The following is a 15,577-nucleotide window of genomic DNA, read 5'->3' on the forward strand; positions in this document are numbered from 1 at the left end:
ATAACGACAAGTTTTTTCTCAGCTGTTTTTTTACCGCTAATGAAACATAATCAAGACGAAGGATTTATTCGAAAGTAGTTCATCTACCATTCCAGCTCAATGAAAGCGGCATCATCTTCAAGCCCCCCGGTGTGGGCAGCATCCAGCAGTACCTGAATGTGTTCATCCGGGATATATGCCTGTATGGCATCCAGATCATTCAAACCATCTGTGTACAGCTGCAGACGAATTGGTTCATTGGATAGCTTCGCCTCATAAATATGAGGCTTGCCTCCAACTGGCCCTTCCAGGGTAGACCAGCGTTCATTCGTCCGGCAGTGGTTCTGAAAAGCTCCGGATTGTTCCTGACCATTGCGCCATAGACGTATGCGTGAATCCCCTTGCCAAGCCATCCAGATACGGCTTTTTCCCATACCACGAGACAGCTCAATTCGACCACAGACATACATCGCCTGGCTACCTCTGCTTCGCTTCTCCATTAACACTTCGCGTAAAAGCAGGGGCGAGTTGTCCAATAGCTGAATTTTCTTCAACTGCTCGGATGCGGGAACCGTCAGTTCTTGAAGCAGATGCTCCATCGCTTCTACTGTAGGATTAGAGGTTTTTTCCAACCACTCGAGGAGCGCATTGCCCAGAAAACGCGCGGCAAAATCTCCAAGGTAACTCATGCCCACACCATCACACATGACGAACGTACATACATTCCCGTCCATGCGAACGGCAGCAAAGTCTTGACCCGAATCCCCCTGATGAACCGTCTCTGCAGCTCTTCCATAGCCATAGCGACACTTAAAAGCACCCTGATAACGAGTAAGCGGCTGTTCTCCGGTCTGTGCGCTAACATAACGAAAGATTCCACGACGCTGCTTCCCTTGGCTTCCTCTCTCACCAGCAGGCAATGCTGCCAATCGCATCGTTTTCAAATAATCCCCTCCTATCTCACAGGCGTAGCAGCAGACATCTGAAACCCGATGGACACCAGTTCTGCACATGTGCCTGGCAGCATCATCAATGCACCGGGTGCGAGCAAATAGTCCGCCTCGACAAGCATTTCACGGTAACTTTCAGGCAGAACCGAAGACATATTGCGCAGCTTCTCTCCATGCTCATCCTTAAGAACGGTTTCCGGTGATATCCCCTTCCATCTTCTAGGTTCAGGGATAGGACCTTCCAATAGGTGATCGGATATAAAAATATTTTCAACGAGTACATTGCCATCAGGCACACTCATACCCATAATTCGTTTGGCAATGGGTTCCGGATCTTCACCCGTAGCCACTCCATCCGTCATATGACAGACAAGCGGAGCAGGACAATCCTGCATATTCGGTATTTCAGCCTGTAGAATCTTCTCTGCCTGCAGAAAGGCTTTGGCCGAATCCGAGAAACGTTTAGGTGTCAGGTCTGGCAACGAACCAACCGCTGCAATTTCGTCGATTCCCTTGATTCCATTCAACAAGTCATAGACGTCATCGCTGTATGCAAGGATGGCAATCCGATAGCGAGGTGTCAATCGATTCCCTTTCGTTGAGCGAAACACCATCTGACGTATGGCCAGGGCCAGGGCATCATAGACGACATCAATCCGTCTGCGGTTTTCCAGAACCATATTCATGGAGGCACTGATATCAATGAGATAAATAATAAGTGCGGGTGTGCGCTGGGATGCTTGTATTGTATAGTTCATCTGGGCCTGAGCCACCTCCGTCGTTCACTTAATTTACAAGTTGGGAAGATTATAGTTGTTATTGCTCAAAAATTTATTAATGGCACTCATTCGCGCTGCGACTTTGCCTACCCCTTTGAAGTATGAAGCATCCGAGTTATACAAATTTTTAAAATCACGGGCATAGGACTCTGCGTTTTCGATCTTTTTACCTTTTTGTGCATTATACGCCTTGTTATAATGAGCAATCAGCGTAACCACGTTCTGAGCACGTTTTTTCTTCAGTGCAGCCTTTCGAGCAGCTTCTTCGGCTGCTTTTTGCGCTTCCAGTTTACGCTGAGCTTCAGCCGCTGCCTTGCGCTCCGCTTCCTGCTTCGCTACTTGAGCATCATGCTCTTTCTTCCAGACCAGGTAGGCTTCATACTTCGCCTGCTTGTCATACTTCTCCTGCAGCGCCTTCTTGGCTGCATCTTTCTTCTGCTGTTCCTGCTTTGCGAGATAAGCCTCGTATTTTGCCTGTTTATCGTATTTCGCCTGAAGAGCTTTCCGTTCTTCTTCCTTTTTCTGTGCTTCAGCCAGTTTTTGCTTTTCCTCGGCTTCCAGCTTCGCCGCTTCGGCCTCCTGCTTCTTCTTCTCTTCTTCCTTTTGCTTCAGCGCAGCAGCTTTTGCGACTTCTGCTTCTTCGGCAGCCTTGATCTCTGCAAGTCTTGCTGCTTCTTGTTCCTCCTGCTGCTTGACTTCGGCCTGATCAGCCAAAATTTTGACAGTCGGCACGGTACCGGCGAGCAATACAACAAGGACAGCGGAAGAGATCATGAACTTTTTGGATCTGTAAAAAGGAACGCGGACAGGCTGTGCGGCTTCTTCCTTGGGATTCAGCTTGGCATCCAGCCCGGTGATGGCAGCCTCAACTTCCATCTGAATCGCACTGTTAGCCGGAATGAAATGATACAGCGAACGGTATACTTCCAGGGCTGCTGCAGGCTTATCTTCATCCTCAAGAGCGCGGGCCTGCAGGAAGAGTCTGTTGACCACAGCTTCCTGTCCAGGCGGTGCTTCAGGTATCGACGTGGACGAATGATGTCCATTAGCTGAATTCGAATCGGCTACGCCAGTATCCGGTGCACTTGCGACTGTCTGGCTCGCCGCTTCACCATTGGCCACATCTGCTGCTTGGTCCTCAGGTTCCTTCACTCCAGCCGCTTCCGCCTGACTGGCATTAGCTGATGCCAAGGCAACAAACCATTCACCAAATGTTGGGCAGCTGCTCAAATCGTGACTCTCCCAGGCACGGATGAACAGATCGGATATTTTGGAACCCCATCGATTCTGAAGTGAGTCCCGCATGGCAATATAGCGCTCACTCACCGTTTGCATTTCATGCTGGTCAAAATAGCTTTCTCCCCATGCCTTCTCCACAATGTTCGAATCCGACCAGCTCAGCATCTCGGCGATAATTACTGCACCAGCAAAACGATCGGCATAGGAGCTCCACAGACCACTGTGTACTGCCCGGTGAGCTGCATACCCAGGTGAACCGGCAAGTAGAGCATCTGGACGATCCATTTTGGAACCGTACATCTGCTCTACATCGACAAGTTCAACCGCGGATGGAGCTCCCAGGTTTTCCACTTCGGAAAAAAACGGAATCATCACATTGGGTGCGGACAAATCACAATGAGCAAGTCCTCGTTGCTCCATGGCCGAACCAGTCCCTGCTAGTGCTCTGGCCAACTTCAGACTTTCTTCTGCAGTCAGCTGTTTCTGATCACTGATTACATCAAACCAGGTCAGACCCTGCACCCACGGCATCAAAACCGCGTACAACAAATCGGGATGTTCACCAATGAGCGCTCCGTTTCTTTCCGGAGTGAGCACATCACGCTTGCATACCTGCAAACCTGGCAGTTCACTATAAGGCTCCATATGCTCAGACTGATAGACCATAGCCGGGATACGGAATTTAGGGAAAAATACTTTTAGTGCTTTGGCCCCACTTATTGAACCATTTCGGGGTATTAACTGGTAAACGATCCCTTGCCTTCCGGCTTGGGCGTATGCCAGACCGGGCGCAGCCGGGTGCTGCCCAATGGTATAGGCAATGTCATTGATCACCACTTCATCCCCGGGATTCGGTTGAAAAGACATGCTCATCCCTCTCTCTGTCATTCTGTCATAGTGCAGCAAAAACCGGGAGTCGTAAAACGCCCGGTTTTTGCTGTAGTTATACATCTTCAGCTTGCTGCCTGCGTACGATCCAGTGCCGGGTCAGACATGACATCGGCCTGATCTATGTAAAGCAGTTTAGCGAGCTTGGTCAGCTGTACGGAATTTGTTGGCAATAGCCGTCAGTTCCGCGCTGATGCTGTTCAGCGTTTGAACGAATGATTGCATTTGTTTGCTTGCTTCCTGGAACTCTTGGAAGAAGCGTTGTTTTGTCATACCTTCCCATTGTCCTTCCATGCTAGTGATGGATTGAGTCAATGTAGAAACGATTTGCTGACTTTGCTCACCGCTTTGTTTGAATTGGTTGGAAACTTGATCAAGTTGTTCTGGGGTAACTAAAATGCGTCCTGCCATGTGTAAATTCCTCCTTGGTTTGTGCAATTAAATTTTTGCTTGTTCAAATTGTACTATACCAGGATCGATCGAACAAAAGCCGAAGGACCTAATCCTATTTACCCCATTTTTGGTGATTGAAACTTCCCCTAACAGACTATTTACATAAACGATTCACTTTCTGCTGTCCTTATTTCGCACTTCGGTAAACGGCTTAATCAGGATACCACAGGTTCGGTTCCTCTTCTCCCCCGAAAGGTAGGATCTGTGAATCTCCACGCTACAGGTTCTGGCTGCATCGCCTGGATCAATGTAGCCGGAGAACCGTCGGGCGGCGCAGCATCCTGCACCCGGTATACTGCCGCCACCGCGGAAAGGGGATCGGATACTACAGCAGCAGCTGCGGCGTGTGTAGGCAAGATTTCCCCTACACGATTGTTTTCTAGAACGTTAAGCATATTGACCGCATTGCCATAGGCTGTGTTCACATGACTCAGCACTGTACGATACTCCATGTCTGCCTGCTGGAATAACAAGGCTTTGCGTCCCAACTGCACGCTTAAGTCCATAAAACGACGCACCGCATCTTCGCCAAGTCGCTTGCTGTGACTCCATTCACTCATCACCGCAGCCCGGGCCTCAATATCCCACTCCAGCGAATGGATTGCCTGTTCCAACACTGTCATCTTTTGCTGTATTTGCTCCGCCGCATACTGAATCTGCCTGCTCAGTGCCCGAAGCACATCCGGTTCCACACGAATGCGCATTTACCATCACCTTTCCTCTTCCCCTGCAGGCTGTTTAAGCCAGTCCAGCAGCATCTCGTGAAACTGTTCTCTCGTCGTCAGCGCCGCTACAAGCCAATCATCTGAAGCGGCTGTACTCATGCGGAACAACCAGTTGGATACAGTGCTAGCAGCGAATGCTGCTGACTGTGACTTCCAACCTTCTCCGTTCCATACAAGCAATCGCAGTTCACCGTCTGATTCTTTGTTAACCAGACAACGTGCAAGAGCCAGCGAACCTTCCGGGTCGTTTGTCTCCTGTGCCAGTTCATCAGCAACTGCAGATTCTTCTTTGTTGTTAAGCTCGTTCATAACATCATAGAATTTTTTCTTGGAGCACATCAATGCTGGCTTCTCTGCTGGTGAATGGCCACTCCATTTCATCCTTTGAATCAGGAAGTCAATCGCTTCACGAACGTTCCCGAGATCGGATAACCGGAAGGAGTCCGGTTCATCAGCAACACGGGAAACTTCAACGACCCGTTCGTCCGTGCAATGGATATAACTTTCATACGAAGTGCCGCTGGATGTGTAGCGAATCCAGCAAGCCCTGTCTGACAATCCAGCAATGGCTACTCTGGAGAAAACGGTCGGTGTCATGATCAGCTCATTGCTGTCCTGATCCTGAATCAAATATCCCTTTTCGAGCAGAGAAGTTTTGACGTGCTCCCATTCCACAGCGATGTCTTCTGCCATGTAACCGCGGAAGGGGTCTTCAACGCCAAGCAATCGGTCTGAACCGAGAATCCCGGCCAGGAAAAAAAGTTCTTTTATTTGCAAAGTGACTACCTTTTGCTTGGAATCATGAACCGTCAACATTATGAGCCACCTCCCCTCAAACTACAACATGCCATCGGTCACGAATTTCAGAAATCCAATCTGTCATTTTCCAGGTGTCATCACAAGGAACTGCACCTTTAACCCTGGAATATTTGCGTTTAACATAATAACCTTGACCTGGTGGCAGTACCTTCAGCCCAGCTGAACTGCCCCCAGATTCGGTATAAGGAATACGGAAGAACGAGAGATCGTTAGGGTCTAAAGTCCCGAACAACAATCCACTCTGGGAAGCCTTCACATCACTTACCCAGTCTGAACCAAACGTTGGGAAATCAGCTGGAACACCCGAAAGTATAACATGTATTCCGCGATCCCGTCCTTGACGAACAATCGCTCCCAATTGATCTTTCACATTAAAATCATTCAACTGTTTGGACAGGGTATCCGCATCATCGATGACAAGCACGATCTCCGGTCCACCCTTTAACTCGCCTCTTTTTAGAACTTCATCGTACAACTGTTGGATCACAGGCGCAAGCTGTTCTTCACGAGACACATGTCCGCGGACATGGGGCAAACTGCTGATCTCTCCCAGTCCTCCGGTACCATATCTCATATCTACCGTATATATTTGCACATCTTCAGGAGAAGCATGATACGCCAGAGATAACATCCATGTCAACAAAAATGTTGTTTTACCGCCCTCCATGGGACTAGTGACCATAAAATGCGGACCTTCACGCAGGTTCAGCAAGAAAGGTTCGAGATCATCGGTCAACAAGCCTACAGGAACATTGACCGTTGAGAATTCTCCTGCTTGGGCAAATGCCCCCGTACCTCCAAGTAAATCCTTGAGCTTCACTTCTTCAGGAAGCGGAGCAATCTGCGGAGCCTCTTCTCCTGACCAGCTATCCCGAATCTCTGCGATCAAACCGCGGAGAGCAGACGAACGTTTCCCTTCATCCTCACCGGACGAAGGCAAAGCCGCTTGGAACATTAATGGTGGCACCTGTCCTTTTACAAGACCTCTGCCTGGTGGAAGCTGGCTTGGTGCCTTGGAAGGCCGTCCAACTGCGTAATAATAGTCACTTGGATCGGATAGTTCAAAGGAGACCGCGTTTGGTATGTTGCTTCTGAACTTCTCGAAGACATCAGTCACCCGATTCGCAGTCAGAATGAACGTGATGCCAAGACTTCCACCTTCACGAAGAATCGTTTCCAGCAGTTCATTCTCTTCTGGATAAGCATTACGGAATGATAGATAACCATCAATTACAACAACAATCTGTGGAACAGCAGCATGTGCTGTACGACGATAAGCCGAAATCGTTTTAACCCCTGCCTCCGAGATCATATCCTTGCGCTGTGCTGACAGCTTCAGAATATACCGGAAAAGACGCTTGATACGATCCTCCTCTTCGGCCATCAGAACGCCACCAATCTGCGGCAGTCCTGTAAAGTCCTTCATCATCCGTCCCATATCAATAATGTATCCATGCCATGGATCCGTACGACGAGAACGTGCCAGTGACATCAGCAAAGTCTGGACAAACGTCGTTTTACCCAAACCAGGCATACCGTACACAATCAAATGCCCTTGATCTACGGGGAGTGCAAGAGGCATCTGACGCTGGTTAGGCAGATCGTCAAGCAACCCAACCACCGGCTTCAATCCACTTGCTCCGCCGTCAAGCAGCAGCTCTCTGTGCTCTTCATCCTGCCAATCCGTCAGACTGTCCCATTCCAGTGTCTCTGGAAGGGGAGGCAGCCAAGGACCAGGCAATCTTTTGATACCTGCATCTGCGGCAGACTGTGCGACATAATCAATGAAGACCTGTAGTTGCTTAGGAACATCTTCGCCTTTGAGGACTGCCCTGCGTTCGCCAGTCAAAAGTGGTTCTCTCTTACCGTTAAGACGCACTTCCATGACAGGCAGTACAGTTGATGTGTCCTCCTGCTGGTTATAAGGCGCACCACTCCAGGCAAACTGCATCTCCTCAAATACCTCATCACTGCCGACCTGGAAATATCCGCGGCCGGGCTTGGTAATCCATGCTGCATTAGGGATTTTGATCATATCCCGGCTGTCTCCCTCGCTCTGTACACGAAGACAGATGCGGAAACGGGAGTTACTCCAAATTTTGTCATCCACTACGCCTGCCGGCTTTTGAGTTGCCAGAATCAGATGGACACCCAGTGTTCGGCCAATAGCCGCAATACTAATCAACTCGTCCATGAATTCCGGCTGGTCCCGTTTCAATTGGGCAAACTCATCAATAATAATGACCAAATGAGGCAATGGCTGTTCGTGTCTGGAACGTAAAATCTTGTAATATTCATCAATGTGCTGAAGGTTGCCGGCATCATTCAATATCTTCTGCCTTCTGACCAATTCGGCACGAAGCGAGATGTTGGCACGTTCAATCAAATTGCCATCCAGGTTGGTGATCGTACCCACCACGTGAGGCAGGCCTACGAACGTATTGGACATCCCGCCACCTTTATAGTCAATTAACATAAAGGCCAGGTCATGGGGATGGAATTCGGCAGCCAGGGATGCCACTATAGACTGAATGACCTCACTTTTACCGGAACCCGTCGTCCCTGCGATCAATCCGTGTGGCCCGTGACCCTGACGTTCAATTTTATCATGCAGGTTGATGGCAATTTTCTTGCCACCTGCGCGCACGCCCATGGGTACAGGAAGCGTATCCGGATATCGAGTCTGGCCCCAGCGGGTGATTACATCCAGATCTTCAACACGTGAGGTGCCAAGCATATCAAATAACGGAAGGATTTGCGGGATGTCCGAAGCCGAAGATCGCTTCAGCCGAATGGGAGACATGTAACGTGAGAGTGCCTCAGCGGTCTCTTTTGATATTACATCCGGTGTGTACGTCTGCTGTACAACGTCAGCATCTTCCGTTTTTTTGATGTACACGCCTTTGCCTTTGGATGCTTCCATGATCAATTGACAATGCATCGGAAGGGATTCCTTGCGGTTTGCCAAAATAATGGTACACACATCAATCTCCTGTGCAGATTCAAGCAATAATGGAAGAAGAGGCTCTTCTTCAATAAGCTGCGTGTCCGAGAGAACTACCACATAACATGGAGTCTGCACACTTTTTTTGTATCGGTCCTCTTTGTTGTTCCGACGACGGTTTAACACGGAAAACAAGCTGTCCGCCAATTGATGCGCACCGCTGTGCCTGTCGGCCATATAGCGTTGTCCCTGATCTTCATCCCAGATATGGGGTAACCAGCGCAGCCAGTCCCATTCCTTCGCTTCTTTTTCTTCATAAAAAGCAGCAAGTTTCAATTCATCTGGCGAATGCCGCACCGTGAGTTGTGAAATGATGACGCGCAGGGAAGCAAGCACTTCCTCCCGATTCCCCACCAATCCCATCACTTTCGACTGGAACAGCGGGAGTGTAATGGAAGCATCGGATACCGTCTCAAATTCTGCTGCAAGTTCATGAGCTGCCTCAATTAATTCATCTTTTTCATAACCATCCACTCGTGGGACCTGCAGTTTAATTCGGAATGGAATTTCTCCCGTACCGATCCGGACCTGCAAGAAATCGTCATCTTCCGGTGAACGCTCCCATAAGGAGCTGTTGCGATTCTTCACGACTTGCAGACAAACATTGGGATCACCATGAATTTCGTACAGGCTCTTGACCTGCTCGGCTTGAGCTTCCTTGAGCTCTTCACGGTGCTTATCCAGTTGTGCTCGGTACATGGCCTTACGTTCTTCGATTTTTTTGCGATACGTCTTTTTGTTACTCAGATACACAAAAAACGGAATGGTATATGACGTAAGCATCATCATGACAGTCATCATCTGAAACATCATAAAACTGGGGTTGCCCATTTTGCCCGTCATGTTGATATATACGTAGAATCCGATACTGACCATCGTCATCATGATCGGTATTATAATAGAAATCATTGAAAACGTAGGTTTGCTCGGCTCTGTTGGAGGTCTGAGAATTTCCAGCCTTTCTTCCTTAAGAACCGGTGTCATTCTTGGAGAACGTTGATATAACACATTCACGAAGAGAAGACCTCCTTATCATTGGTTCGATAATGAATGTATACGTCAAGTAACCTCATTCGTTGCTGTCCTGCTGAAATAATGAACGTCTTCCGTATACAGGTGCTTCTTCTGTAGTGGTGGAGAATGCCCGCTGAACCCGTACACAGCTTCCTTGCCGCAGGCCCGTTTCCATCAGCTGCTGCGAGTTCTGCGGAGAGAACCACAGACCTTCGGGAAATTTGGCTTCAAGGATGTACTGGATACCATCACCAGGCGCCTGTCCAAAGATCCGCACCCCCAGCAATGTTTTTAAATGTTCAATCGTACACTCATCCGGGACTTCAATGTCGAACCATTCACCTTCCTCCCGGCCGGAATACACGGTAAGAATCATCATAATCCCTCCCATGGTCTCATATGTAAATTGTCCTAATGTCAAATTAAATCAAAAAAATGCGGATGAATCGTTATTCCAACCCTATTTTCTTACATTAACACCCTGTTTGCAATGTACAACCTGTATTTTTGTTACATATGACCCACATAATTATTAAAATATCGTCCGATGGACTCAGAACTTTTGAGGCATTAATCACGTTACTGGTTGCGAGGATGCGAAAACGCTTCTCTTTTTCCCATATAAATGGGAGAGAATATTCTGTATTCGGGACTTCCTATTCCTTCGTCCACAATCAAATTGTGAACACTTTTCAAACATTGCCCACCTTTATGTTTTCATAAGCTGATTTTAAGGTAATTTTAAGCATTGGAATTTAATATAACCAGTATGAAATAACTCTCGTGAGGTGATTTCTAGTGAGAACACTAATAACTTTTCAAAACAAATCAATCCCTGTATATTTCAATCAAGAAAACAAACAACCTATGCAAAAGACATTAAGACTGCTTAGCAGTGCCCTTGAGCATAAAATCAGTAATGGTAAACGCGCTTTGCAAAAATGTCTGCACTCTTTGATTAGCATTGAGATTGTCGGCTGTGAGGCCATTCTGCACAGCCGCAGTGAAAATGACTCTCTAGCCTTGTCGCTTTATTAAAGCAGAGTCAGTAAAGAAAATTGCATATGCAAGGAAAAAAGGAAGCTGTCCATGAAGACAAGCTTCCTTTTTTTGATGAAGGCAAGGTTCTCTATTTATTTTAATGTACTTTGCTGACAGCATAAGTAGTCTCATACTCCTCTGCAATTTCGGCTCTGCGAATCCGAATGACAAACAGCCGAACCAGATTGGCACGTGTATGCTCTTCCTGACAAGTGTTCAATTTTCTCAGAATAAAACGGTCAATGGACATGGAATTCAAGCCCCTTTACCTTTGGATTTACGGATCGGTACTCCCGTGTATCCATAAATAACCAGATTGGACGAGCCCCAAACAGGTTTTCCCTCGGATTTCTTCACGTCCAAATTGATGATGTAAAAACGTGCAAAAGCCCGCTACCTCAAGCCAGGAGCGGACTTTCGCATACCATGTCGATCTATCTCGAACGATTGGTTTAATTGATGCCAGGGTAATCCCGGTATTCATGCTGCAGACTGATCCAACGGGTACGTGTGAATTTCTCGATGGCCCAATCGCCACCAAAGCGGCCAATCCCGGAGGATTTTTCGCCGCCAAACATGACATGTGCCTCATCATTTACAGATTGGTCATTCACATGTACCATGCCGGATTCAATACTCTGAGCTACCCGGTAACCTCTCTCCAGATTGCTTGTAAATACAGAACCACTTAATCCATATGGTGTATCATTCGCCAGACGGACAGCTTCTTGCTCGTCCTCTGCTCGCATGAGGACGGCCACCGGACCAAACAGTTCCTGTTGGACAATATCCTGTTCAGGTTTGACATCCACAAGCACCGTCGGTTCCAACACACTGCCCTTACCTGATCCGCCATGAAGCAAACGCGCTCCCTCTTCCTGAGCAGTTTGAATCCATTCCAACAAGCGTTTTACTTCTTTTTCACGAATAAGGGGACCTATCATCGTTTCTGAATCTGCAGGATCGCCTGTCCGTAAGCGCTTCGTTTTGTCCACGAACGATTTGACAAATGAGTCATATACGTCGGCATGTATGATGATCCGGTTGAGTGCCATGCAGATCTGCCCCTGATGAAGAAATTTGCCAAAAACCGCAGCCTCGGCGGCTTGCTCAATGTCTGCGTCTTCAAGTACCACCATTGCATTATTACCGCCAAGCTCAAGTGCTGTTTCTTTCAAATGTTCTCCTGCCAGCTTCCTGATCCCCTGCCCGACTTTGGTCGATCCTGTAAAGGAAATCACCTTGGGAATGGGATGAGCAACAAAATAATCTCCTATTTCACCGCCACTTCCGGCAACCACATTCAGGACACCTTCAGGTAATCCGGCTTGTTGAAATAAATCCGCAATCAACCAGCCTGCCGTAATTGGCGTGTCCGATGCCGGCTTAATAACTACACCATTCCCCAGTGCAATGGCCGGAGCAACGGAGCGAAGACACAAATGGAGCGGGAAGTTCCAGGGTCCAATGACGCCGACCACACCCTTGGGTTCGCGTATGACTCGGTTTTCTTTGCCTGGTGTGTTAGAAGGAATCAGCTCACCTTTCATTCGGTAGGGGAACGAAGCTGCTTCATCCACTATACGTTTCGCTGCGGCAAACTCCGATTCTGCCTTAATACGCGTACTCCCCGATTCTGTAATCAGCAGATTCAATATTTCTTCTTTGCGATCGGTCATCAAGGATGACACTTTTCGCAATATGCCTTCTTTTATACCTGGCAGGGACTTTCTCCATTCCAATGAACTTTTTTGGGCGGCTTCATATGCCCGATCTATGTCCGTCTTACTGGAAGAACGCCACGTTGCAATCACTTCGCCTGTATAAGGGTTCATGTTCTCCATCGTTTTCTCACCGGAGCCTTCAACCCATTCGCCATTGATATACTGTTTGGTCCAAGTTGCAGGTGTTTTCTCCATTAAAGTCATCTGGCTGCGCCTCCTAATCAAGATTAGATGTCCTTCTTCTATAAGAAGTGTAGTACTTCATTAACCTGATTAAAGATTGCGCAAACGCGTCACTGATGACTCTACCAATCCGACGGAGGGGCCTCCTGTCTGGCAAACTCATTCAGATTCTCCCAGCCGTAGGCTATCTCAATCAGATCTTGCTCTCCTATTCGTATGGGTTGTGTATGGACAGGACTTCCACCCATCTTTTCATAAAAACGGCATGCCGAATTTCGCTCCAAAGCCCAGATCAACAGACCCTTCATGTCCAGAGAATGAAGATACCGAACAACTTGCACAGCCAGTTGCTGACCAATTCCCTTTTGCTGCACATCTTGAAGCAAATAAATGGCATATAACTCTGCATCATAAGGCAGCTTACCTTCGCGCTCCCTTCCTCCGCAGGCAAATCCGACAATATTCCCTCCCGGCTGTTCAGCCACCACCAGGATCTGATTTTTTTCGTCAGAGCGAATGGTTTGCTCCCATTGAGATATTCTTGATTCTGTAGTCAAATGATCCAAAAAATCATCCGGTACAATATTGCGATATGTCGTCTTCCAACTCTCTGTATGTACACGGGCAATTCCTTCTGCATCCCCTTCACGGGCTCGTCTGATCTGTACCAAAAACGCTCACCTACCTCTCCGATTGTAGTGGTTGTACATTATTATAAGCATGCATATCCCATTCACCAAATATATCCACAAAGTCCGATATAAGAGAGAGTAGCGATCAGCCCTTAGGGCCGGATCGTTACTCTTGTGCCTACGGATACCTTGGAAGAGAGATCCAACACGTCTGGATTGTACATACGGATACATCCGTGTGATACAGACTTGCCGATAGACGAAGGTTCATTCGTCCCATGGATACCATAATGAGGTTCAGATAACCCCATCCATAGAACACCAAAGGGTCCACCCGGATTTGCTTGTTTATTGACTATGGTAAATTCTCCGTTTGGAGTCTGCGTAAGCATCTTCCCTGTTGCTACAGGATACCCCTTAACTACCTGATCGCCATCTAGAAGATATAACATGTGATCCGACAGATCCACGATAATTCTGTATTCCGTCATTACGACATCCCTCCTGACCTATTCTATGCGGAAGCCATAAGGATGCCCGCCTAATTTAAGCCTCTTCCCAATCGTTCACTCTCTGGGCATGTTTGGGTTTACGCGAATTCGAAGGTTTGCTTGTAGCAGTCCTCCGCTTGGAAGCAACTGCTTCTTTCCTCTGCTGATACTGCAATTCCTTCTGCATTTTCAGGTAATTGTTTAGCCTTTTTTCTTCCAGAAACCCATTTTGAATGGCTTCGATAACAGCACAGCCCGCTTCACGTGTATGACTGCAGTCTACGAATCGGCATGCTTCTGCAAGTTGTTCAATTTCACCAAACGCCTGGGAAAGTCCGTCATTCCCTTCATCCCACAAGTTCAGTTCACGCATGCCAGGTGTATCAATCAGCACAGCCCCTTGGGGCAAAACGAACATCTCCCGGTGGGTAGTCGTATGCCTTCCCCGACTGTCGTCCTCCCGAACGGATTGGGTAAGCTGCACATTCTGTCCCATCATCCAGTTGACAAGAGTAGACTTGCCACTCCCAGAAGAGCCCGTCAAGGCTACCGTAGTCCCTGGCTGCAGATAAATTTCAAGGGAGGCTTTTCCATAACCCTCAGCCGCCGACAGCGCAAGCACTTCAATACCAGGGGCAATTCCCTCTACCATCACCCTTTTTTCCTCTACATCAGTGCATAGATCACTCTTGCTCAAAACGATGACAGGTCTAACCCCTCCATTCCAAGCCATCATAATATATCGCTCCAACCGTCTAAGGTTAAAATCATGATTAAGCGCTGCGACGATCAGCAACGTATCTACATTGGCAGCAATTAGCTGCTCTTTCGTTACCGACCCAGCAGCCTGCCTGGATACTCGGCTCTTCCTTGAGAGAATACCGTGAATTGTAGCCTCTTCTCCGGGCTCTCCCGTAATGGCTACCCAATCCCCTACCGCAGGAAGTGTCCCTGTCTCCAGGTTGTCATGACGCATACGTCCCGATACCCTTCCCCAGCATTCGCCACCGGCTGTAATAAGACGCTGCAATTGTCCGTGGTCGGCTATGACTCGCGCTGGTTTTCTCAGTTGCTGTTCCATCCCGGATTGCTGCCAAAATTCCTGCCATTCAGCAGACCAGCCGTACTTCTCCATGTAATTGTTCAAATTAGAATTTCCTCCTAAAATATGTTTTTATAACTACCTACCAATAATGTGAACGAGCCCTCCAGATTGGATTAAACGCAAATAAAATAAACCACGAGTGATAAACCACCCGCGGCAATTCGATGTTAACAGAATCAAGATTTTCCTATAAGCACCTATCCGCAGAACGTTACGTTTAACAACCTGCAGCACGCAATACAGGACACCCTTCTTTTCCGATAATCAAAAAAAGCCACGGGTGCGTCACCCGTGACTTCATCTGCACATGTAATCGTACGCTATACGAATGTGGACACACCTGTCCAATCCACATACATTTACATGCTTTGATCCGTTCCGGAGACGCTGTCCATATTCAAATTAACGTATACTGCCGTTAGGTTTGTCATATAACATCGCCTCCCTTGTAGATTTATCCAACATGTTACACACTGTACTCTGCTTTTGTCAAGCCTAATTATACGCTTCCTGTCTGATTTAATTTCATTGCTTTCATTTCTTTTATGATA

At 47.8% G+C, this 15,577-nt stretch carries 14 protein-coding genes; 1 reads left to right on the forward strand and 13 read right to left on the reverse strand.

What is annotated here, in order from left to right:
* Positions 1-83: 83 nt before the first annotated feature.
* The 8 genes from GUA98_RS01570 to GUA98_RS01605 all read right to left on the reverse strand — a co-directional run bounded on the left by GUA98_RS01570 (position 84) and on the right by GUA98_RS01605 (position 10,226).
* The gene (locus GUA98_RS01570; protein ID WP_227779378.1) at positions 84-914 is read right to left on the reverse strand and encodes a protein phosphatase 2C domain-containing protein; all 831 of its coding nucleotides are present in this window, start codon (positions 912-914) and stop codon (positions 84-86) included.
* Positions 915-934: 20 nt separating this feature from the next.
* A complete protein-coding gene (locus GUA98_RS01575) occupies positions 935-1,687 on the reverse strand; it encodes a vWA domain-containing protein (protein WP_095287658.1) in 753 nt (250 codons plus the stop codon).
* Positions 1,688-1,720: 33 nt separating this feature from the next.
* Positions 1,721-3,814, reverse strand: a complete 2,094-nt coding sequence (locus GUA98_RS01580; protein WP_193721885.1) for a hypothetical protein — start codon at positions 3,812-3,814, stop codon at positions 1,721-1,723.
* A gap of 156 nt (positions 3,815-3,970) precedes the next feature.
* The gene (locus GUA98_RS01585; protein ID WP_017689071.1) at positions 3,971-4,246 is read right to left on the reverse strand and encodes a WXG100 family type VII secretion target; all 276 of its coding nucleotides are present in this window, start codon (positions 4,244-4,246) and stop codon (positions 3,971-3,973) included.
* Between the two features lie 197 nt (positions 4,247-4,443).
* Positions 4,444-4,992, reverse strand: coding sequence for a WXG100 family type VII secretion target (locus GUA98_RS01590; RefSeq protein WP_193721886.1), 549 nt, complete (start codon positions 4,990-4,992; stop codon positions 4,444-4,446).
* A gap of 6 nt (positions 4,993-4,998) precedes the next feature.
* Complete coding sequence (locus GUA98_RS01595; protein ID WP_193721887.1) at positions 4,999-5,829, reverse strand: hypothetical protein; 831 nt, start codon at positions 5,827-5,829, stop codon at positions 4,999-5,001.
* 16 nt (positions 5,830-5,845) lie between these two features.
* Positions 5,846-9,850 (reverse strand): type VII secretion protein EssC, encoded by a 4,005-nt coding sequence (gene essC / locus GUA98_RS01600; protein ID WP_193721888.1) that lies wholly within the window; start codon positions 9,848-9,850, stop codon positions 5,846-5,848.
* 55 nt (positions 9,851-9,905) lie between these two features.
* Positions 9,906-10,226: a hypothetical protein gene (locus GUA98_RS01605; protein WP_062326145.1), complete on the reverse strand. Its 321-nt coding sequence runs from the start codon at positions 10,224-10,226 to the stop codon at positions 9,906-9,908.
* Between the two features lie 422 nt (positions 10,227-10,648).
* Here GUA98_RS01605 and GUA98_RS01610 point away from each other — a divergent pair, with 422 nt between their 5' ends.
* Positions 10,649-10,888 carry a hypothetical protein gene (locus tag GUA98_RS01610; RefSeq protein ID WP_095287663.1) on the forward strand — a complete coding sequence of 80 codons (240 nt, stop codon included), beginning with the start codon at positions 10,649-10,651 and terminating at the stop codon, positions 10,886-10,888.
* Between the two features lie 100 nt (positions 10,889-10,988).
* Here the strand turns inward: GUA98_RS01610 and GUA98_RS01615 are convergent, their stop codons facing one another.
* The 5 genes from GUA98_RS01615 to rsgA all read right to left on the reverse strand — a co-directional run bounded on the left by GUA98_RS01615 (position 10,989) and on the right by rsgA (position 15,056).
* Positions 10,989-11,141, reverse strand: a complete 153-nt coding sequence (locus GUA98_RS01615) for a hypothetical protein (RefSeq protein ID WP_167301694.1) — start codon at positions 11,139-11,141, stop codon at positions 10,989-10,991.
* Positions 11,142-11,343: 202 nt separating this feature from the next.
* Positions 11,344-12,819, reverse strand: a complete 1,476-nt coding sequence (locus GUA98_RS01620) for an aldehyde dehydrogenase family protein (RefSeq protein WP_193721889.1) — start codon at positions 12,817-12,819, stop codon at positions 11,344-11,346.
* A gap of 101 nt (positions 12,820-12,920) precedes the next feature.
* Positions 12,921-13,469: a GNAT family N-acetyltransferase gene (locus GUA98_RS01625; protein WP_162009925.1), complete on the reverse strand. Its 549-nt coding sequence runs from the start codon at positions 13,467-13,469 to the stop codon at positions 12,921-12,923.
* A gap of 113 nt (positions 13,470-13,582) precedes the next feature.
* Positions 13,583-13,921, reverse strand: a complete 339-nt coding sequence (locus GUA98_RS01630) for a L,D-transpeptidase (RefSeq protein ID WP_193721890.1) — start codon at positions 13,919-13,921, stop codon at positions 13,583-13,585.
* Positions 13,922-13,976: 55 nt separating this feature from the next.
* Positions 13,977-15,056, reverse strand: coding sequence for a ribosome small subunit-dependent GTPase A (gene rsgA / locus GUA98_RS01635; RefSeq protein WP_193722233.1), 1,080 nt, complete (start codon positions 15,054-15,056; stop codon positions 13,977-13,979).
* Positions 15,057-15,577 lie beyond the last annotated feature (521 nt).

The organism is Paenibacillus sp. P13VS, assembly GCF_015143645.1.
GTDB classification, from domain to species: Bacteria; Bacillota; Bacilli; order Paenibacillales; family Paenibacillaceae; genus Paenibacillus; species Paenibacillus xylanilyticus_A.

Bases quoted from the DNA above. Each gene is read 5' to 3' on its own strand.
- GUA98_RS01585 (WP_017689071.1), bottom strand. From the start codon at position 4,246: ATGGCAGGACGCATTTTAGTTACCCCAGAACAACTTGATCAAGTTTCC.
- GUA98_RS01575 (WP_095287658.1), bottom strand. From the start codon at position 1,687: ATGAACTATACAATACAAGCATCCCAGCGCACACCCGCACTTATTATT.
- GUA98_RS01570 (WP_227779378.1), bottom strand. From the start codon at position 914: ATGCGATTGGCAGCATTGCCTGCTGGTGAGAGAGGAAGCCAAGGGAAG.
- GUA98_RS01630 (WP_193721890.1), bottom strand. From the start codon at position 13,921: ATGACGGAATACAGAATTATCGTGGATCTGTCGGATCACATGTTATAT.
- GUA98_RS01615 (WP_167301694.1), bottom strand. From the start codon at position 11,141: ATGTCCATTGACCGTTTTATTCTGAGAAAATTGAACACTTGTCAGGAA.
- GUA98_RS01620 (WP_193721889.1), bottom strand. From the start codon at position 12,819: ATGACTTTAATGGAGAAAACACCTGCAACTTGGACCAAACAGTATATC.
- GUA98_RS01590 (WP_193721886.1), bottom strand. From the start codon at position 4,992: ATGCGCATTCGTGTGGAACCGGATGTGCTTCGGGCACTGAGCAGGCAG.
- GUA98_RS01595 (WP_193721887.1), bottom strand. From the start codon at position 5,829: ATGTTGACGGTTCATGATTCCAAGCAAAAGGTAGTCACTTTGCAAATA.
- GUA98_RS01580 (WP_193721885.1), bottom strand. From the start codon at position 3,814: ATGTCTTTTCAACCGAATCCCGGGGATGAAGTGGTGATCAATGACATT.
- rsgA (WP_193722233.1), bottom strand. From the start codon at position 15,056: ATGGAGAAGTACGGCTGGTCTGCTGAATGGCAGGAATTTTGGCAGCAA.
- GUA98_RS01605 (WP_062326145.1), bottom strand. From the start codon at position 10,226: ATGATTCTTACCGTGTATTCCGGCCGGGAGGAAGGTGAATGGTTCGAC.